Raw genomic sequence first — 20,551 nt, 5'->3', positions numbered from 1 at the left:
GAGTTCTTATGACTGCAACATCGAAATGCGCGCGTCCTGCTTGTAACTGCGTCCCGGCCGACGGAAAGAAATACTGTAGCGCCACCTGTGCCGATGCGAAAGGCGTGACGGAACTGACCTGCCAATGCCAGCATCCTGCGTGCCAGGGCCAGTCATTGAAGTCGTAATCGATTCGTAGAGACTTCCACACGCAGACTATGTTCCCGCACAACGAGTAGAGACACAGGGCGACCATGACAGCTTCGACAGCACTTGCAACGACCGTCGCCCCACGGCTAGATACAAAGGGTCGAGATTCAGAATATTGCCTAACAGAACCGAGGAGGCGTCTATGATGAACGGCTATTACTGGGCGGGAATGCATACATATTGGTGGATTTTCTGGCTCATCCTATGGATATTGTTCTTCTCCTTCATGATGCCGGTGAGGCGAAGCAACTGGGCGAGCTACCGGGACATGCAAACGCCTCTGCAAATCCTGCAAAGGAGGTATGCCGCCGGCGAGATCACCTCCGAGGAATATGAGGAACGCAGGGGTAAACTTCTGCGGGATACGAAGATCAGATAAGTCTGATTCAAGCCCATGCTCCGCAGAATCGGAGCAATGCATCGTCACGAACGAAATTCGTGGTATACGTTCCGGACTCTCCCAGGATGCTTGTTCGCCTGATCGTGGGGAAGTGCGGGCGCTCGAACAGCAGAAGGTATCGAAAGGAACTCCATGGAACTGGGCATGATCGGACTGGGCAGGATGGGAACCAATATGGTGCTGCGGCTTCAGAAAGCCGGCCACCATTGCGTCGTTTACGACACTAATCAGGAAACTGTGCAGGGGCTCGCGAAAGAGGGCGCGGTCGGTGCAACTTCACTCGAAGACTTTGCGAAAAAGTTGAAAAAGCCTCGTGCCGTCTGGATGATGGTGCCTGCGGCTGCGGTCGATACAACGTTGAAGACCATTCTCCCACTCCTCGAGCCCGGAGACATACTTATCGATGGCGGCAATTCCTACTACCACGATGACATCCGCCGCGCCGCCGATTTGAAACCGAAGGGTATCCACTATGTGGATGTCGGAACCAGCGGCGGGGTCTGGGGTTCGGAACGTGGCTACTGCCTGATGATCGGCGGCGATGACGCTGTCGTTCGAGGTCTAGAACCGATCTTTAGCGCTCTGGCCCCGGGAATCGAAGAAGCTCCGCGCACACCCGGTCGCGAGAAGGTCGGTGGCACCGCAGAACATGGCTATCTCCACTGCGGGCCAAGTGGCGCAGGCCACTTCGTCAAGATGATTCACAACGGCATCGAGTACGGCATGATGGCCTCCTACGCGGAAGGCTTGAATATCCTGCATCGTGCCAACGTAGGCAAGCAGAAGAGCACGGTCGACGCCGAGACCACGCCGCTGCGCGATCCCGAACACTATGCGTACGATCTAAACTTGGCCGACATCACCGAGGTCTGGCGGCGCGGCAGCGTCATCGCTTCGTGGCTATTGGATCTGGCCGCAACTTCGCTGCTCGATAACCCGGATCTCGCGAAATTTGCCGGCCGTGTGTCGGACTCAGGGGAAGGACGCTGGACGATCAAAGCGGCGATCGACGAGTCCGTTCCGGCACCCGTCCTCAGCGCGGCGCTCTATGAACGCTTCAGTTCGCGCGGCGAGGATGACTTTGCCGACAAGCTGTTGTCCGCCCTGCGCTTCCAGTTTGGCGGCCATAAGGAAAAGACTGCCCCACAAAAGGAAGCTGCCTGATGGCCCCTTCCCAATCTGACGCGCTGGTGCTTTTCGGGGTAACTGGGGATCTCGCTCACAAGATGACCTTCCCGGCCCTCTATGCCATGGTGAAACACGGCGCACTCAAGGTGCCGGTCATCGGTGTCGCCTTCCCAAAATGGAGTCTTGAGCGTTTGCATAAACGCGTGACAGACAGCATCGAGCGATCGGGCGGAATTGACGACAAGCAGGCCCTCCACACTCTTCTATCCTTATTCCGATATGTGAGCGGCGATTACAAAGACCCGGCCACGTTCACCGCGATCAAGAAGGAGTTGGGCAACGCCCGGCGTCCGGCGCACTACCTCGCCATTCCGCCGTCGCTCTTCGAGACAGTCATCAAGGGGCTTGGTGAAGCGGGCCTGGCCCAACACGCGCGTGTCATCGTCGAAAAACCGTTCGGACGTGACCTTGCCTCCGCACGGGAGCTCAACCGCGTCGCGCACACGGTCTTTCCGGAAGACTCGATCTTCCGCATCGACCACTTCCTTGGGAAGGAGGCGATCATGAATATCCTGTACTTCCGGTTCGCCAATTCCTTCCTCGAGCCGATCTGGAATCGCAACTATGTTGCCAGCATCCAGGTGACTCTGTCCGAAACCTTCGGCGTGAAAGGCCGCGGAGCGTTCTATGAAACCGCCGGCTGTCTGCGCGACGTGATCCAGAACCACCTCTTCCAGGTCGTCGCGCTGCTGGCCATGGAACCGCCGGCCACTCGGGACTTCGGAGCCGTACAGACCGAGAAGGCCAAGGTCTTTCAGGCCATGCGCCCCTTGAAGTCCAGCGATATAGTCCGCGGCCAATACGACGGCTACCGTAAGGAAAAAGACGTGGCGAAGAACTCTGACGTCGAGACCTTCTGTGCTTTGCGGCTTTTCATCGACTCATGGCGTTGGCAAGGGGTGCCGTGGTACCTCCGGTCGGGTAAATACCTGGCAGAAAACGCGACAGAGGTGCTGGTGGAGTTGAAGCCTTCACCGCAGAATCTTTTCGCAGACTCCGAACCGAGCACTGGCAGGGCCAACTATCTGCGCTTTCGGATCTCCCCCGACTCGGCCATCGCACTCGCCGCTCGCGTTAAAGTGGCAGGGAAAGACTTCATCGGGGACCAACGAGAACTCTACCTGTCCGAACAGCGGCCAGGTCAGGAGTCTCCGTACGAACGCTTGTTGGGCGACGCCATGCGTGGCGATGGAGCCCTCTTCACTCGTGAGGACGCGGTCGAGGCGGCCTGGGCCGTCGTTGATCCGGTCCTCAAGAACCACCCCCGGACGCGCATCTACAAGCGACGCAGCTGGGGACCGAAAGAGGCTGACACTATCCTCGCTGCAGGCGATCGTTGGCACAATCCCAAGCCCGAGGAGAAATCATGAAAGCGACCAGAAAACTCTGCGAATTGGGCCAAAGCCTTTGGCTCGACAACATCACCCGTGGTCTGCTGGTCAGCGGAACCCTCCACAGCTACATCCAGGAATTCTCAGTCACAGGGCTCACCTCGAATCCCACGATCTTCGATCACGCCATCAAGAACAGTCGTGACTACGACGCTGCCATCCGACAGAAGGTGAAGGAGGGCAAATCGGGCGAGGCGCTCTTCTTCGAGCTGGCGATCGAGGACCTTAGACAGGCCGCCGACCTCTTTCGCCCGATCCACGAACGGACAAACGGCGTGGACGGATGGGTGTCTCTCGAGGTCTCGCCCTTATTGGCCCATGACACTTCCGGCACTCTCGCCGCGGCCAAAGCTCTGCATGCGAAGGCGGCGCGGCCTAATCTCTTCATCAAAATACCGGGGACCAAGGAAGGCTTACCCGCCATCGAAGAAGCGATCTTCGCGGGTGTGCCGATCAACGTGACACTACTGTTCTCCCGTGCGCAGTATGTTGCGGCAGCCGAGGCATATCTCCGCGGCATCGAGCGCCGCATCACGGCCGGGTTGAATCCCGACGTGGGCTCTGTTGCCTCGCTGTTCGTCAGCCGCTGGGACGTTGCGGTCGTCGGTAAAGAGCCTGAATGGCTGCGCAACCAACTCGGCATCGCAGTTGCGTGGCAGACCCACGAAAGGTACCGGCATTTGCTCGACTCTCCGCGCTGGCAGCGCATCTTCAATACTGGCGCCCGCGCCCAGCGCCTTCTCTTCGCGAGCACTGGAACCAAGGACCCCAAAGCCTCCGACACGCTGTACATCGAGGCGCTTGCTGCGCCATTCACCGTGAATACCATGCCCGAGGCGACGTTGAAAGCCTTGGCCGACCACGGGGAGATCGACGGGAGCTTACCCGTGCGTGCCTGCAAGGGTGACGAAGTGCTGGCCAAGTTTGAAAAGGCTGGCATCGATGTTGACGCGTTGGGCGAGCAACTCCAGGACGAAGGAGCCGAATCCTTCGTCAAGTCGTGGAAAGACCTGATCGACTGCATCGCGTCCAAGAGCGAAGCGCTCAAGGCTGCTTGAATCCGAAAAGGGGGATGAAGGACGACACTCTACCGTACGTCTCCTTCGGCCTTGCAAAATGAGGTTAGGCGGGCTTCCTGGCTATTCGCTGGCATTGAGCAAAATGGAACAGACGTCTGTTCCTGTTGAAGCCGATGCTGCATCAAGCGCGAGCACAAATGTGCCCCAGCGCGGAGCGGTTCTCCCTCATGGTAAAAGAGGACGGCAGTCCCAGACTCTGAGGTCTTCGCCATGATGTTTCTTGCTCCGATTTGGAGACACCCGCCTATCAAGGAATCGACCATTCCCCAGACGGATATCTCGTACCGACGAGGCCATTCAGATGATGGAACCAGAACACGCCAAATTTGACGCCACCACCTTTCTAGCGAAGGCAGGACTCGGACGCAGAATCGTTCGAGTCAAGGCGAAGCACGTCTTCTTTTCGCAGGGCAATCCTGCCGACTCTGTTTTCTATCTTCAGAAGGGACGCGCAAAACTAACAGTCCTTTCGGAAAAAGGTAAAGAGGCGACCGTCACGCTTCTCTCTGCCCGCGACTTCATCGGCGAGGAGTCGATTGCCGGAGCGGTTGGGCTTCGTCTGGCGACCGCCACTGCGATTACTACCTGTACGGCGCTCAAGATTGAGCGGACAGAGATGATCCGCGTGATGCACGAGGAGCATGCCTTCTCCGATCTGTTTGTGAAGTTCCTGCTCGCCCGCAGTATGCGGACCCAGGCCGATCTGGTGGATCAGCTTTTCAATTCCAGCGAAAAACGTTTGGCGAGGATCCTCCTGTTGATGGCGGAATTCGGCGAACCGGGTGAACCGGAAATGCTGATTCCGAAGATCACCCAGGGAACCCTCGCTGATATGATCGGCACAACCAGGTCCCGCGTCAGCTTCTTCATGAACCGCTTCCGCAAAATGGGCTTGGTGGACTACAACGGCCGCATCCGGGTGCACAAATCGCTGCTCAATATCATCCTGCATGATCAACTACCGGAGCAGAATGCGGAAAAGCCGCCGATCGTGGACTTGCCACAGGCTCGATCGAAGATAGCCATGCGCGCCTTACGCGAGCAAAAGTGAACAGAATCGACGTTAGTGGGATGGGATACTTATGCTTCCGGCGTTCATTTGATGCTTGGGGAAAGGCATATGATGCCCAGTGCAAAAGTAAAGCTCCTTATTGTGGATGACGAGGCGTCGCTTCGAGCCTCATTGTCTCTGATCTTTACGACATTTGGACATAGCGTCCGGTCAGCAGAAGATGGGTTCTCCGCGCTCGTTGAGATGCGGAATGAGCTTCCCGATGTCCTTATCTCCGACCTCAACATGCCGGGTATGTCTGGCTTTGAATTCCTCTCCGTGGTCCGCCGTCGCTTCCCCGCAATCCAGGTGATCGCGATGAGCGGAGCGTTCTCAGGCGACAGTGTGCCACTCGGAGTTGCGGCCGATGTCTTTTACGAAAAGGGTAGCAATCCGGGCACCCTGTTGGAGACGGTACAAGCCATGGCTCAGATGGAGCGCTCGTCGATCCAGCATCCAAATACGCCGGCGCCCATCTGGATTCCGAAAAATGGGCACGATCCAACCGGGGCGGAGTATGTGATGGTTACTTGCCCGGAGTGCCTGAGAACATTTCCTCAGGTTCTCGACGATGCTGCCCATCCGATCTGTGAAACAGGTTGCGCCCATTGTTGCAGTTTGATTCACTACGCAATCGTCCAGTCTGCAGACACGCCATCTCAACAGGCTCTTCAGCGGAAACCCGCCGCGAGAGTCCTGGCGCCTCCTGGTGTGCCCAATTTCACGGCGTGCAAGTAGGAGCAAGGAGCAATCCCTTGCATAACCGGACTAGCGATGCTCTTGCGGATCCGTTGTGCAGCCCGAATGACCTTAAACTTGTCACCGAGGAATCTCGAGCAAGCTCGAACCCCCGTGCAGCCCGCTACGCCCGCTGGCTGGATTGAAGTTCGGAAGGATGGAAACACATGAAAACCGCCGTATTTGCCTCGGCCAACTCAGCCCGGGGACAGTTCCTTCAAATCCAGGATGTTCCGCGTCCGCGTCCGGAATCCGGGCAGGTTTTGCTTCGGGTCGTTGCTTGCGGAGTTTGTCGCACTGACCTGCACATCGTTGAAGGAGATCTACCGCCGATCCAGTCGCGACTCATCCCTGGTCACCAGATCGTGGGAGAGATAGTCGAAGGCGCGACAGCGGAGTTGCCACTGGGATCTAGGGTCGGTGTTTCCTGGATGGGCGGCGTCGATGGCGATTGCTGGTACTGCCATCACGCAATGGAGAATCTGTGCGATAAGCCTACCTTTACCGGATATACGGTGAACGGAGGCTATGCTGAGTACGCTCTTGCGCGCGCGGACTTCACATTTCCGTTGCCCCCTGGTTTAGACGACGTTCATGTTGCCCCCCTCCTGTGTGCCGGCATCATCGGCTTTCGCAGCTTACGTGTCGCGGGCGTTCAGCATGGTGAGCGGGTTGGGCTTTTTGGTTTTGGGAGCTCCGCAAGCCTGGCGATTACCATTCTGCAATCCTGGAACTGCGAAATCTATGTTGCGACCCGAGGCGAATCCCATCGAAGTCTGGCATCTTCGCTCGGGGCGACCTGGGTGGGCAAAGAAGATGAGATGCCGCCCGTGCCGCTCGACCGCGCCATCACGTTTGCTCCCAGCGGAAAGGTGGTAGTGAGCGCCCTCTCCAGCTTGCGTAAAGGTGGAGTAGTTGCCATCAATGCCATTCATCTCGACCACATGCCCGCCTTCGACTATGACAAACTGCTTTGGGGCGAGCGGCAGATACGCAGTGTGGCCAATATGACACGGCAGGATGCGCGTGACTTCCTCAAGATTGCGCACGAACTGAATATTCGTCCGCAAGTCACAGTCTTCTCTCTTGAAGATGCGAACAAAGCTCTGCTGGCGGTCAAAGAAGAGACCGAGCATGGGTCATCGGTGATCGTCCCCTGAAAAAAAGAGAACACTCATCTCTGTCGAACTAAGTCCCTATTGAGGAGTCCCAGCACAGAACAGTTAGCTGTTCTGCGCCTTATTTCTTTTCGGAGTGCGTGCTCTCGACCACTAGCTCTTCGCTGTGCTTATGTGCATTCCTGGAGTGCTCAAGGGCCTGTTTGGAGAGTTCGTGAGCGGTGAGATGGTCTCCCTTGCCATGAGCGGTGGCGGCGGCGTTGTGGGCGTGAGCCGCAAAGTTATGAAGTTCTGCAGCTCGATCATGCGTGCTCTGAGACATCTTGTTCTCCTGGCAAGTTAGATGCTGTTATGGAGGAGTTCTGTCTGCGGTCGATCCTTCCACCGGCGAAGAAAACAACGAATGCCGCCTGGCGCGGACGTGACCGGCTGGATATCCAAAGGAGTCGCTCTGGCTCCAGCACGGTCACGGTGTTTATTTGTCCCGCACGCGGAGAGCAATGACTATCTGCTCAGAACCGGCTCGCCATGAACGATCTCGCCGTGAACGGTGTAAGAGCTGTGGCTTGTTCCTCCGATAATGTCTTTCGCCTTCTCCACCGCGTCGCGTGTTCCATGAACGATCAATAGAAACTTGTCGGTCTTTAGGGCGGTTTCGTATTTGATGACGCTATCCTTCGGGATACCGATGCTCACCAGCCCTGCACCGAGTGCGCTGACGCCTCCGACAACGACCGCTCCCTCAAGACCTGCTACGATCCAGGCCACCAGCGGACCGGCAACGAGAATCGGCCCAATGCCCGGGATAGCGAAGAGCGCCGATCCGAATAACAGGCCCCAGAATCCGCCCCAGAAGGCTCCCACCTTACCCCAGTGCTTCATGCGATCGCCGATGTTGTAGTAGCCTACGACCTGTTCATCCGTGTGCATGTCTTTCGCTGCAATCGACAGGCTCTTCATGTCAACGCCAGCCTCTTGAAGCTCCTTAACCGCCTGCTCTGCCTGCTCGTGCGTATCGTAGATCGCTACAACGGAATTGACATTGGACATTTGCTTTCTCCAGGTTCTCGGGTTGAATTGAAATGTTGTCGCGCCGCTGCATCTCTGAAAGTGTGTGCGGCGATTGAGCTTTTCGTTGCTAGGTTGGCGCACTGCTTCCCTTTTGCTCCCACGCGAGTCTTCTTGGCGCTCGTGGGCTGAGTCTTTCACTCTGAACGATGACGTTCTGTGCAATTGGATACAGCGGATCATTTCCTAGTCACACTGGACTGGCAGGTTGGGCGTTCGTGTGTGAGAAGCGATGACGCTTGGTGTGGAGTGCCAGTCGCCCCAATGTCCCAAACAGCACAGTTTTCTCCCTTCCGACCCCGCGAAAATATGAGGCAACCACTACTGTGGTTCGGTTAGGAAATCACTATGTCCAATGCGCCCGCCCCTTCTCCCATACGATCGAAGACGCTGCACCCCAGTGCTTTTCCAGGTCCCTCCACTCGGACTCCCTTTCAGTCAAGGCTGCTTCTGGTTGAACCAGAGTTCGACTTGTCCGCCAGCAGAGCTCTGTTGCTTACCGCCTCGAGCTATTCTGTAACCACAGTTAGCAGCCACGATAGCGTTTCGAAGCTTCACCGTGATGCCGGGTTTTCACTTGCGGTCCTGAATGACACTCTCGGTCCACCAGCTCTTCGCTCGGTCGCCATATGCGTGAGAAGGACGTGGCCCGAAGCACGGATCCTTATCTTAAGGCGCGTGGAATCACGGCTGGAAGACCACCTCTATGATGAGACAATCGACTATCCTTTCCGCCCAAAGGCGCTTCTCGACGCGCTTGTAAAGCTCGCTGACGATCCCTGGAACCAAAGGCTGCGACTCTTTGGTGCGAGTCCCGGAGTAGCCTGGGGCTCTGAGGTACCTTTGCCTTCTTCTCCATCGAAGCCGCTCGAGAGCGACCCAACCAAAGCAGAACCTCACGACTTGGACCCGGAGAAAGAATACTCACCCGATACACCCGGAGATGAGCAGAGAGGGCAACGAGCATAGCGAACTCCTGGCTCGGATCCCTCCAGCGTTGCAAATATCTCGACGAGATTATCGCCATGGAGCGCGTGCCACCAAGACGAAATTCAGGAGGAGATTGAAGAAGAGACAATTGAAGAGAGGGAGAACCAGCTACCCTACAGCGAGGATGCAGAGCGGCTGACAGTTGAAGAAACAACACGAAAACTCGTCTCTCAACATCCGCCGGTTGAGAATGGCCGACAGAAACATGTCTAAAAGAGCACAGTTTTCCCTCATCTGACCAACAAGAATAGGGCTCAAACCACTTCCGTGGCGCGGCGAGGAGATTCTTATGTCCGAAAAAGCTGTTCCTCGCTCCATTCCACCGGGTAAATTCACCTGCCCCATGCACCCGGAGGTGCGGGCGGAGAAGCCGGGATACTGTCCGAAGTGCGGCATGACCCTCGAACCCGTCGATCCCGCTTCCACTGCCGGACCTACCGAGTACACCTGCCCCATGCACCCGGAAATCGTGCGCGATCAGCCGGGCAGTTGTCCCATTTGCGGCATGGCGCTTGAGCCGCGCAACGTATCGGCCGATACGGAGAATCCTGAACTAACCAATATGACGAAGCGCTTCTGGATCGCCGTCGCGCTCACGCTTCCCCTGCTCGCCGTCATGGTCTCGGACCTGCTGCCCGGTCATCCGCTCGAACATCTCCTGCCGGGGCGATGGCTCGGATGGGTTGAGTTTGCGTTTGCGACACCGGTGGTGTTATGGGCTGGCTGGCCATTCTTCGAGCGCGGCTGGGCCTCTGTCGTTCATCGCAGCCCAAATATGTTCACTCTGATTGCAATGGGTGCCGGTGCTGCGTATCTCTACAGTGTTGCAGCCGTTTTCGCGCCAGGCCTCTTCCCGAGGACCTTCAGAGATATGTCCGGCAATCTTGCCTTGTACTTTGAAGCGGCGGCCGTGATTACCACATTGGTGCTGCTGGGGCAGGTATTGGAGTTGAAAGCCCGCAGCCGGACGAGCAGCGCGATTAAGGCGCTCCTCGGGCTTGCCCCAAAGACGGCACGAAGAATCTCCCGGGATGGAAAAGAAGCCGATGTCGTTTTGAGCGAGATTCAGGTGGGGGACCACCTGCGTGTTAGGCCAGGCGAGAAGGTCCCCACAGATGGTTCGGTGATCGAAGGTCGCAGCTCTGTGGACGAGTCGATGGTCAGCGGCGAACCAATTCCTGTCGAGAAGACGGTCGGCGCAAAGGTAGTCGGCGGCACCATCAATGGAACCGGAAGCTTCGTGATGAAGGTGGAACGGGTGGGAGCCGATACCCTTTTGGCGCAGATCGTAAAGATGGTGAGCGCAGCGCAAAGGACGCGAGCGCCGATTCAACGGCTTGCGGACAGGGTAGCGAAGTACTTCGTCCCCGCAGTTTTGCTCTCGGCTGTGATCACATTTGCCGTCTGGGCGGTCTTTGGCCCTCAGCCCCACTATGCGCACGCACTGGTGAATGCGGTAGCGGTGCTCATCATCGCCTGCCCGTGCGCTCTGGGACTGGCCACGCCGATGTCCATCATGGTGGGTACAGGCCGCGGAGCCGGCGAAGGCATCCTCATCCGAAACGCCGAGGCCCTGGAGATCTTTGAGAGGGTAGACACCCTTGTGGTGGACAAGACCGGAACGCTCACCGAAGGCAAGCCGCGCCTCACAGCGGTTATCCCGGCGGAGGGTTTCGACGAAACGCAACTTCTCCAGTCGGTAGCCAGCCTCGAAAAAGCGAGCGAGCATCCACTGGCCGCGGCCATCCTCGCCGGAGCCAGGGAGAAGCACATCGAGCTAGTCACAGTCGCAGAGTTTCAGTCGATTACAGGAAAAGGCGTGACCGGAACCCTGCAGGGCAAGCGGATTGGTATTGGGAACACGGCTTTGATGAAGGACCTTGGCGCGTCCGCTGAGGCCCTGCAGGAGCGGGCGGAGAGCCTCCGAAAGGAAGGCCAGACCGTCATGTTCGTAGCATCCGATGGGCGTTTTGCCGGTCTCATTGCCGTCGCCGATCCGATCAAAGCCTCGTCGCTTCAGGCGATCGAGCAATTGAAGCAGGCAGGTATCAAGGTCGTGATGGTCACCGGCGACAACCATACGACCGCGGCCGCCGTAGCTCGAAAGCTGGGCATTGCGTTTGAAGCCGACGTGCTGCCGGAGAAGAAAGCGGAGGTGGTGAAGAAGCTTCAGTCGCAAGGAGCCGTAGTGGCTATGGCCGGAGACGGCGTGAATGATGCACCCGCACTGGCACAGGCGCAGGTCGGCATAGCCATGGGAACCGGAACCGATGTGGCGATGGAGACCGGAGGAATCACACTGGTCAAAGGCGACCTGCGCGAGATCGTGAAGGCACGACAGTTGAGCAAACGCACTATGGGCAACATCCGCGAGAACCTGTTCTTCGCGTTTATCTACAACGCACTCGGCGTGCCTGTCGCCGCTGGTGTCTTGTATCCGGTATTTGGCTTGCTCCTTAACCCCATGATTGCAGCGGCAGCCATGAGCTTCAGCTCGGTTTGCGTGATCGCAAACGCGCTGAGACTCCGAACGGCGAAGCTCTAGTTTTCAAAGAGGGGGTTGTATAACGCAGAAAGGCAGAAATCAACTAATGAGCGCAGACAAAGCTGCTTTAGCAACAGCGCCAAGTGCACCCGCGAAGCCGGGCCCTGGCACTTCTTCAAACGGACTCACGAGCGACGAGGCAAAGAGCCGTCTTCAAAAAGACGGACCCAATGCCATGCCTGACACATCCGCTCATCCGCTTCGCAACGCATTGTCCAAGTTCTGGGCGCCTGTCCCTTGGTTGCTCGAAGCGGCCATCGCGCTTCAGCTCATGCTTCATAAGGATCTTGAGGCCGCGGTCATTGCCGGTCTGCTGGTTTTCAACGCAGCTCTGGCGTATTTCCAGGAAAGCCGCGCCCAGGCGACGCTCACTGCCCTGAAATCGCGTCTTGCCCTGAACGCTTCCGTCCGCCGCGATGGCGCCTGGAAGACGGTGCCGGCGGCGGAGTTGGTGCGTGGGGACTTGGTGAAGTTGTCGCTCGGCGGCGTAGTTGCAGCCGATGTGCATCTGATCGACGGATCTGTCCTGCTCGATCAATCGATGCTCACCGGCGAATCCCTGCCCAAAGAAGCGGGTGCCGGTGTGGACACCTATGCGGGGGCACTCGTTCGACGCGGAGAAGCCACAGCAGAGGTGACCGCGACGGGCGTTCATACCAAATTCGGTCGTACCGCGGAGCTTGTTCGCACCGCGCACGTTGTCAGCTCACAGCAAAAAGCCGTGCTAAAGATCGTGCGCAATCTTGCTATCTTCAATGGCGTCGTGATCCTCCTGATAGGAGCGTATGCCTACTTTCATTCGCTGCCGTGGAGTGAAATCGTCTCCCTGTTGCTCACATCGGTTCTTGCGGCGATCCCTGTGGCGTTGCCCGCAACCTTTACTCTGGCGACAGCGCTCGGCGCACGCGCCCTGGCCAAGCTGGGCGTTCTGCCGACGCGGCTCTCTGCGGTCGATGAAGCAGCGACCATCGATGTTTTGTGTTCGGACAAGACGGGAACGCTGACCCGCAACGAGCTTTCGGTCACAAGCATTCGGCCCATGCCCGGTTTCGACGAGGCCCACGTCCTCGGGCTGGCGGCTCTGGCCAGCTCCGATGGCGGACAGGACTCTGTCGACGTGGCGATTCGCTCTGCCTCCTCGAAGAAGCCGGTAGCGGACCTGCCGAAACTAACCAAGTTTGTGCCATTCGACCCTGCGAAGAAAACGTCGGAAGCGACGGCGACCGATGCGAAAGGCGGCGAACAACGCATCGTCAAGGGAGCCTTTTCGGCCGTCACCGGCCTCGCGGCTCCGTCCCCCGCTGCGTCGGGCATCGCGGACGAACTCGAAAAACAAGGCTTCCGAGTATTGGCGGTTGCTGCGGGAGCCCCAACCTCGATGCAGATTGTGGGCTTTATCGCACTCAGCGATCCACCCCGTGCCGAATCGACGTCACTCATCTCGGAACTTAAGACCCTGGGCGTGCGCACCGTCATGGTGACGGGCGATGCTCCGGCGACGGCGGCGATCGTCGCCCATGCCGTGGGACTGGAGGGCGCTGTCTGCCCGCCGGGACCGATTCCCAAAGACGTCAAGCCACAAGACTTTGCCGTATTCGCGAGCATCCTTCCGGAAGGAAAATATGACCTCGTCAAGGCATTCCAGAAGGATGGACACACGGTTGGCATGTGCGGTGACGGCGCCAACGACGCGCCAGCGCTGCGTCAGGCACAGATCGGCATCGCTGTATCGACAGCAACCGATGTCGCCAAGTCGGCTGCGGGTGTTGTACTTACAGAGGCCGGACTGGGCGGCATTGTCGCTGCGGTCAAGGAGGGCCGGATCACCTTTCAGCGCATTCTCACCTACACGCTGAACTCCGTTCTCAAGAAGATCGTGCAGGTACTGTTGCTCGCAATAGGCCTCGTCATGACCGGACACGCGGTTTTGACTCCGATGCTGATGGTCATCGTCATGATCACCGGTGACTTCCTGGCAATGTCCTTGACTACGGACAGAGTGCGACCATCGACGATGCCGAATTCCTGGCAAATTGGCAGGATCACGAGTGCATCGGCCATTGTGGGAGGCTGCTTTCTGGCATTTTGCGTCGCTGTCTTGGCTGTTGGCAAATTTGAACTGCGCCTTGGAATCGCGGCATTGCAAACCCTTTCGGTTGTCGCGATCGTCTACGGCTGCCAGGCCACCATCTATGCCATACGAGAACGCCGCCACCTTTGGGGGCTGCGACCAACTATATGGCTCGTATCCTCTTCTGCGGCTGACATCCTGATTATCTCGACCCTGGCGCTTCGTGGGATCGCCATGGCTCCGCTGCCCATATCGGTGCTTGCCTGTGAATTTGCTGCGGCCGTCGTCTTCGGACTCATCCTCGATGGGTTGAAGATCCCCATCTTTGCCCGTCTCAAAATCGCCTAGGAGAAAGGAGCAGCCCCGGAGCAGATCGGATGAATTCGTCTTCAGGCTTTCATGTCGATATCAGATCCAATGGATTGCGCGCCACAACGTATGACGCGCGAGCGTGGATCAACGCTCATTTGCTCTGGCCTCTTCGTCTACTTCTTCTTCCTGTTCCAACTCATCGTCGTCTTCTTCCTCTGCAGCATCATCATCGAGGGCTAATCGGAGGTCTTCATCCGGATCTACATCCCGTCTGATTTGCTTCTCTTCATCGGCCTTAAGAATGGCATCGACGCTTGACTCTTTGGCTCCGTCGTCAACCTTAGCTGCTAGCCCAGACCCGACTCTTCGCGACGTAGTGGCACGATCTGTATTCGATGGCTGTATGTATCGGTTCATAATGCGTCTCCTCGCGATGCGGCTACTAGTGTCCTACCCTGAGATTCGCAGATTCTCAACTCGGAATCTCTTCCCATGACCGTCTACCCGCGGTTGGAGGGTAACATCCCGTTCGGTGTCTGCATTCACTCCCTGCCAGTCGGCAATTCAGACAGACGATATCCGTAATCGTTGTGTGCCTTTAACAGCAAGCCAGAGCAGAATTTCATGCAGAGCTAGACGGGGCTGAGCAATTGGGCTCAGTCGTCCGAAATATTCACGGATGCAGGTGGCAGACAGCGCGCAAACCATCTCATCGCGTCGACAGCCTAGCTGACCAAGGTGGGCGCCAAAGCTTCGATCAGAGGATGCGATCGAGTCCGAGGATATGCCCCGGACGAGGCACCCTGAACGGAAATTCCCAGAATTAGGCTTTGGCTGGATCAACCCATGAGAAACTAGCCAACTTCTGAATGTAGTTTATGCGGGCGTTGTCTCGCAGTTGGACGTACCGTTCCGTCAAGCTGCTCTTTTTACCTTCATGTCTGGTCGCAATCTCCGCCAGCAAGAACCAGTCATGCCACTTTCCCCCTGTCTTCTGAATTGCTCTAAGCTGCTTTATCAACTTTTGAGTTGTTTTAGAAGAGATCGGAAGAACCTGAACCAGATATCGGCATAATTTTGCGGTCTTGCGCAAATTGTGCAGTTCATGCATCTCCAGCAGACTAATCGCACGTTCTCTTCCGGCTCGACTCTCTAGTTCCGCGTGAGTCCTTCTCGCCGCGATGCGTTGAGGAAGATGGATCGTATTGGCCCCAAACCAGTTCCCAATGCGGCTGGCCAGTTCGGTAACAGAGATGATCGGCTCCTTAACCTCTTCGAGAGCCTGCTGGAGACTTTGCAATGCGACTGCCAAAGAATGACCATTTTGAGCCAGAACCCGCACCAGCCTCAGAGCCTTGGCTTCTCGCCGCTTTGCTAGCTGCCTGTGCAGATGTTTTGTTTCACCTCTCTTGTTGTCATTCTGAGAGCCAAGTCGCGCGTTCGATTTTATCGAAGTGTCTTTGTGAATCAGGTCGCCTTGAACGTCTAGATCGCGTACCGTACCGGCTGCGCCCCGGACCTTCTTGAGGAGAAGCCAGGCCTCGCGTGACTGAGCAGCACGATGTGGAAGTCGATCTCGAATGAGATCAAGGAGTGTCAACTGTGCTTCCACCTGCCGAACAGCTTTCCGCAAGCCTTGCACTGCTACTACCGTTGGTTTAGCGGTACAGGTCGAAATCGCGCCATTGAGTGCCGCCACCCGATCTGGAAACGTGTTCATCGGAAATCTGATGATGGTCGGAGAAGACACGAGCAAGGGCCGAGGCTTACTCATCGTAACTCCTCCAGACACTTCATTCGATACGAGAAGCGACTTGGAAACGATAGCATTTTGAGTGCCGATCCAGCGTTAGCGATCTTCTGATGAGAATCGTTGTGTGAGGAGCCAAGAGGTAGCAATGCGCTTTTATTCCGATATCAATCCGAGCGATCCTAGTCGTCTCTGCCGCGCATCACTTCATTGTTTTGTAGTGCCAAGAGATGCGAGTACCTCCGCGATGAAGAGGACCGAGCGAGCGTAATTATGAGCTTTGACGGCCCCACCCTCCGTGAGCAAAACTGTACAGCTTCGCCATCTTCAGAGGGAGACAATCGCCAAGAGACGCGATTCAAGGGGATCGTCGAGGCTTAGACCGTTGCGACATCCAGCATCCGTATCGGCGGGATGAAATTGAGAAGATGAATTCAGCTAGTGGGCGCAAGCTTCAAGTTCGGCCACTCGTCCCGGTGACGCTCATCACATCTCTGCAGCCTCCAGGTCCCTTATATTGCCGAGAGAGGGATTTGCCAGAGAGATACACATGGATAGCCGATGCGTCAATCCGCAGTGTGCTGTACGCTGGAACCTTTTTGGTGCAGCTGCATTTGGCGCCGGCGCACTTTACGCCCTTGGACCGGGAAGGACAGTCCGCTCGCCGCATCACAAGGAATACATCTGGCTGTGTGCCTCTTGTGCTACTCGCCTTACCCTTGAAACGGATCCGTCTGGCGGTGTGGTTGTGACACCACAATCAAGAACCCGAGCCTCCCCGCGATCCGATGGTCCTAACGACCTTCGATTGGTGTTCCGTTCCACGTGGGTTCTGTTGCCGACGGACACTGGCTTTTGGAAACAGGGCGCACAGACGAACAAGAGATTGTAGAAGACCGGATGTTCGAGCCAGGCACTGGCACGGCATCAAATCGCGTTTCGGGGAGCACACATGTCAAAGCACACTACGGAACTACTTCTTTCACACTACACGCTCGGGGACCTGGATCTTCCGAACCGGATCGTCATGGCTCCGCTGACCAGGAGCCGCGCCGCAGAAGGTGGCGTACCGACTCCGCTCATGGCCGAGTATTACGCGCAACGCGCCTCGGCTGGACTAATCATCGCGGAAGCTACACAGATCAGCGCCGAGGGCCGCGGCTACGATGGAACACCGGGGATATACACTGAGGCCCAGATCGCAGGCTGGGAATTGGTGACGCATGCCGTACATACCTGCGGCGGCAGGATCTTTCTTCAACTCTGGCATGTAGGTCGCATCTCCCATACGTCTTTACAGCCGGATAACAGAGCGCCAGTGGCGCCGTCCGCAATCCCCGCAAAAGCACAGACTTTCATCGACGGCCGTTTCGTCGAGGTCTCCGAACCGCGCGCGCTTGAAAGGAATGAAATTCGGGAGATCGTGGATGCATACGTTCTGGCGACTCGAAACGCGTTGTGGGCGGGCTTCGATGGGGTTGAAGTGCATGCTGCAAATGGCTATCTGATCGACCAATTCCTCCGCGACGGATCGAACGAGAGAACCGACGAGTATGGAGGATCGATCGAGAACCGCACCCGCTTCCTGACTGAGGTGATGCAGGGAGTGATCGAAGAGGCGAGCGAGGATTGCGTCGGGGTGCGGATCTCGCCGGTAAGCTCGGTCAACGATGCTCATGACAGCAATCCAACAGAGCTATTCTCCGATGTGGTTAAGGTGCTCGACCGTCTCAAGCCGGTCTATCTTCACGTGATCGAAGGACAGACAAACGGACCGAGGGATATCGATCCGAGCTTCGATTTCCACGCGCTGCGTCAGAAGTTTCATCGAACCTATATGGCGAATAATGGATATACCCTCGAGCTTGCCGCTCAATGCATAGAGGCAGGCGACGCCAACCTGGTGGCGTTCGGGGGACCGTTCATAGCCAATCCCGATCTGGTAGAGCGCTTTCGCGCGAATGAGCCGCTCAATGCCCCCGACCCGGCAACATTTTACGGCGGCGGAGCAAGGGGCTATACGGACTATCCGGCTATCGGAAATCTCAGTTGTTCAGTCGGTTCCAGTTCTTAGTTGGAGGTGTTTTAGTGAGAATTCGTTTGAGCTTCGGTTCATGCTGACGGTTACTCACGCCGGTACCAGGCCCAGGCACGACGGGGAAACGTAAAACTCTGCAGGTCCACTATTGCCGGGTACATGAAGCTATTTCAAGGCATACGCAATGATCTCGTTCGATGCGGCACATGCCGCCGTCCATTACCCTTCCGATCGCCGCTTTCGCATCTGGGTCCGGCCCTCGTTCCTGATGACTGCCATTGCGCTGGCGCTGCTGCCTCTGCTTGCGGCATGGATCGAGTTTCTCGTTTTCGGCCTTCCCCATATCCCCGCCGTCCCCCAGATCTATCCCAATAACTTTGCCGGACCTCATGGCTTTCCGTTGTGGGTGCGCTACTGCCACTTCTTCAACTTTGTGTTTGTGACGATGCTGATCCGGAGCGGTCTGTCGATCTTGGTCGATCATCCTCGCCTCTATTTCAACAACAACTGCACACCCGGCAGCGAATGGATCCGGTTGACGCCTATCAAGGTTCCTACGGATCGGATATGGACGGCGAAGGACGATGCTCGTTACATCTCGCCCGTCGTTGCTACGCCGGGCTATCGGCACACCGTCGGAATTGCCCGCTCATGGCATTTCCTCAATGTGTACGGCTTCATCCTCACCGGCTTCTTCTTCGTAATCATGCTCTTCGATACGGAGCAGTGGCATCGGCTCGTTCCACAATCTCCGCTCGTGCTGCTGCAGGCCTGGAATACCTGGGTGCATTATGCGACATTCCACTTGCCGCCCGAGTTCAACGGCTTCTATGGCTACAATGCACTACAGCAAATCGCGTATTTTTCTGTCGTCTTTGTCTTCGGCCCTCTGGCCATCCTGACTGGCATTGCCATGTCGCCTGCCGCGGTCAACCGCTTTCCCTGGTACGCGAAGCTCTTTGGCGGCAGGCAATCGGCGCGGTCCATCCACTTCCTGACTATGCTCGGTTTCTTAGCGTTCATCGTCGTGCATGTGACGCTGATCGTTATGACGGGCTTCGCTCGCAACATGAACCACATCGTGATGGGCACAGACGACCTGACTCGCCGGGGAATGATTCTGGGCTTCGTCGGCATCGGCGTGGTCCTTCTCTCCTGGGTCGCGGCGCATTACGTATCGTGGTTTTATCCCCGCTCCCTGCAGCACGCGCAGAAGTTCATTACCTACCCTCTGCTATTGACGACTCTGAACCGTCTTCCGCCCAGTGAGCATTACAGCGAGGATGACATCTCTCCACGCTTTTGGCCGAACGGCAAGATGCCCGAGCGCGAGGATTGGAAACAGCTGGCCAAAAGTGGGTTCCGGGGATTTAGGCTCAAAGTGGGCGGCCTCGTCGACCACCCGGTTGAGCTTTCTCTCGCTGATATCGAGAGCCTGGGAAAGACGGAACACATCACTATGCATCACTGCATCCAGGGTTGGACGGGCATTGCGAAGTGGGGTGGCCTCCCCATGAAGTCTCTTGTCGAGTTGGTCCGTCCGAAGCCGAATGCCAAGGCAGTCGCGTTCTTCTCCTTTGGCGGATCCCTTTATGGCGGCGCGTACTACGACACCCAGAGCCTTGAAAATGTACTTCAAGCAGAATGCCTCCTTGCATCCGAGATGAATGGAAAGCCATTGCCTGAGGTCTATGGGGCTCCCTTGAGGCTGCGAGTTGAGAATCAACTTGGCTACAAGATGGTCAAGTGGATTGAGCGGATCGAGTTCATCGAGTCGGAGAAGTCCATCGGTCTGGGAGAAGGCGGGAAGAATGAAGACGACGAATACTTCGATCTGCTCCCGAATATCTGATGACCTACATCGATAAGCGGAGTCATGCGCGCGCCGAGCACGGGAACTTCGAGCACGTTGGTGTGCTACTTGCACACCTGCGGCTGGAGTGGCTGCTGCGGCACTTCTCTTCCCGCCTCGTTTGGGCTGCTTATGTCTGCGTAAACTGCTTCATTACAATCGGGCTGCTCGCATTGCTTGCCCTGATTACAGGCAGCCCATTTGTCTTTCCATCGCTCGGTCCGACCGCGTATCTCTTCTTCTTTTCGCCGCTGGCGGAGACCTCCAGTCCCCGCAATGCCATCTTGGGGCACGCTATCGGCCTCATCTGCGGCTATGCCGCCTTCGCGCTTACGACAGCTTCCAGCCCGCCCTTCGCAATGCACGCCGGCGTCCACGGCCCCAGAGTTCTGGCTGCCGCGCTCTCGCTCTCGGCTACAGGAGCCTTCATGGTTCTGTTCCGAGTGAGCCATCCGCCTGCGGGAGCGACGACTCTCATCGTTTCTCTCGGCATCATCTCGCAACCCAGGGACCTTGTCATCATCGAGATCGCCGTCGTCCTGCTTACAGCACAGGCTCTGGCGATCAATCGGCTGGCCGGCGTGCCATACCCACTTTGGCGATATCACGAGCCTCCAGTGAAGGCCTCTTAGCCGGGAGTGTGCGAGCCCGTCTTCGGTCGCCGATCGTTATCGAGAAAGTCAGCGTCTGCGCGAAGCAATTTTGCTTTCTGCTCACGGGGAATCCCGATGAGAGTGTGCAAAAGAGATCAGCACGCTCGAACCATGCAGT

General features: G+C 57.1%; 16 protein-coding genes. 12 read left to right on the top strand and 4 right to left on the bottom strand.

Going from position 1 to position 20,551, the window contains the following annotated elements; genetic code table 11:
• Positions 1–331: 331 nt before the first annotated feature.
• From XX99_RS06825 to XX99_RS06795, 7 genes are all read left to right on the top strand, one after another.
• A complete protein-coding gene (locus XX99_RS06825; protein WP_050058640.1) occupies positions 332–568 on the top strand; it encodes an SHOCT domain-containing protein in 237 nt (78 codons plus the stop codon).
• A 153-nt stretch (positions 569–721) separates the two neighbouring features.
• On the top strand, positions 722–1,753 hold the full coding sequence (gene gnd / locus XX99_RS06820; RefSeq protein ID WP_050058639.1) for a phosphogluconate dehydrogenase (NAD(+)-dependent, decarboxylating): 1,032 nt from the start codon (positions 722–724) through the stop codon (positions 1,751–1,753).
• Positions 1,753–3,147, top strand: coding sequence for a glucose-6-phosphate dehydrogenase (zwf, locus tag XX99_RS06815; protein WP_050058638.1), 1,395 nt, complete (start codon positions 1,753–1,755; stop codon positions 3,145–3,147). Before gnd ends, zwf begins: the two co-directional genes overlap by 1 nt.
• Complete coding sequence (tal, locus tag XX99_RS06810) at positions 3,144–4,226, top strand: transaldolase (RefSeq protein WP_050058637.1); 1,083 nt, start codon at positions 3,144–3,146, stop codon at positions 4,224–4,226. The genes zwf and tal overlap by 4 nt, the downstream gene beginning before the upstream one ends.
• Positions 4,227–4,548: 322 nt before the next feature.
• A complete protein-coding gene (locus XX99_RS06805) occupies positions 4,549–5,298 on the top strand; it encodes a Crp/Fnr family transcriptional regulator (protein WP_050058636.1) in 750 nt (249 codons plus the stop codon).
• A 69-nt stretch (positions 5,299–5,367) separates the two neighbouring features.
• Positions 5,368–6,036, top strand: a complete 669-nt coding sequence (locus XX99_RS06800) for a response regulator (RefSeq protein WP_050058635.1) — start codon at positions 5,368–5,370, stop codon at positions 6,034–6,036.
• A gap of 167 nt (positions 6,037–6,203) precedes the next feature.
• Positions 6,204–7,196, top strand: coding sequence for a zinc-dependent alcohol dehydrogenase family protein (locus XX99_RS06795; protein WP_050058634.1), 993 nt, complete (start codon positions 6,204–6,206; stop codon positions 7,194–7,196).
• 79 nt (positions 7,197–7,275) lie between these two features.
• On the opposite strand, the gene XX99_RS06790 is transcribed toward XX99_RS06795, so the two are convergent.
• Together XX99_RS06790 and XX99_RS06785 are read right to left on the bottom strand one after the other, a co-directional pair.
• The gene (locus XX99_RS06790; protein ID WP_050058633.1) at positions 7,276–7,476 is read right to left on the bottom strand and encodes a hypothetical protein; all 201 of its coding nucleotides are present in this window, start codon (positions 7,474–7,476) and stop codon (positions 7,276–7,278) included.
• 182 nt (positions 7,477–7,658) lie between these two features.
• Positions 7,659–8,204 (bottom strand): general stress protein, encoded by a 546-nt coding sequence (locus tag XX99_RS06785; RefSeq protein WP_050058632.1) that lies wholly within the window; start codon positions 8,202–8,204, stop codon positions 7,659–7,661.
• 1,297 nt (positions 8,205–9,501) lie between these two features.
• Here XX99_RS06785 and XX99_RS06780 point away from each other — a divergent pair.
• A complete protein-coding gene (locus tag XX99_RS06780) occupies positions 9,502–11,757 on the top strand; it encodes a copper-transporting P-type ATPase (protein ID WP_050058631.1) in 2,256 nt (751 codons plus the stop codon).
• A gap of 46 nt (positions 11,758–11,803) precedes the next feature.
• The gene (locus tag XX99_RS06775) at positions 11,804–14,176 is read left to right on the top strand and encodes an HAD-IC family P-type ATPase (protein WP_082125317.1); all 2,373 of its coding nucleotides are present in this window, start codon (positions 11,804–11,806) and stop codon (positions 14,174–14,176) included.
• 108 nt (positions 14,177–14,284) lie between these two features.
• Here the strand turns inward: XX99_RS06775 and XX99_RS06770 are convergent, their stop codons facing one another.
• Together XX99_RS06770 and XX99_RS06765 are read right to left on the bottom strand one after the other, a co-directional pair.
• Positions 14,285–14,557: a hypothetical protein gene (locus XX99_RS06770; protein ID WP_050058630.1), complete on the bottom strand. Its 273-nt coding sequence runs from the start codon at positions 14,555–14,557 to the stop codon at positions 14,285–14,287.
• 406 nt (positions 14,558–14,963) lie between these two features.
• Complete coding sequence (locus XX99_RS06765) at positions 14,964–15,914, bottom strand: CHAD domain-containing protein (RefSeq protein ID WP_050058629.1); 951 nt, start codon at positions 15,912–15,914, stop codon at positions 14,964–14,966.
• Between the two features lie 928 nt (positions 15,915–16,842).
• Between XX99_RS06765 and XX99_RS06760 the strand changes: the two genes are divergently transcribed.
• From XX99_RS06760 to XX99_RS06750, 3 genes are all read left to right on the top strand, one after another.
• Positions 16,843–17,964, top strand: coding sequence for an alkene reductase (locus tag XX99_RS06760; protein ID WP_050058628.1), 1,122 nt, complete (start codon positions 16,843–16,845; stop codon positions 17,962–17,964).
• Between the two features lie 148 nt (positions 17,965–18,112).
• Positions 18,113–19,780: a molybdopterin-dependent oxidoreductase gene (locus tag XX99_RS06755; protein ID WP_050058627.1), complete on the top strand. Its 1,668-nt coding sequence runs from the start codon at positions 18,113–18,115 to the stop codon at positions 19,778–19,780.
• The gene (locus tag XX99_RS06750) at positions 19,780–20,412 is read left to right on the top strand and encodes an HPP family protein (protein WP_050058626.1); all 633 of its coding nucleotides are present in this window, start codon (positions 19,780–19,782) and stop codon (positions 20,410–20,412) included. Before XX99_RS06755 ends, XX99_RS06750 begins: the two co-directional genes overlap by 1 nt.
• Positions 20,413–20,551: the final 139 nt, after the last annotated feature.

Origin of the sequence: Silvibacterium bohemicum, from assembly GCF_001006305.1 — a bacterium.
Lineage (GTDB): Bacteria > Acidobacteriota > Terriglobia > Terriglobales > Acidobacteriaceae > Silvibacterium > Silvibacterium bohemicum.
This window is presented reverse-complemented; position numbering and strand designations above follow the sequence as displayed.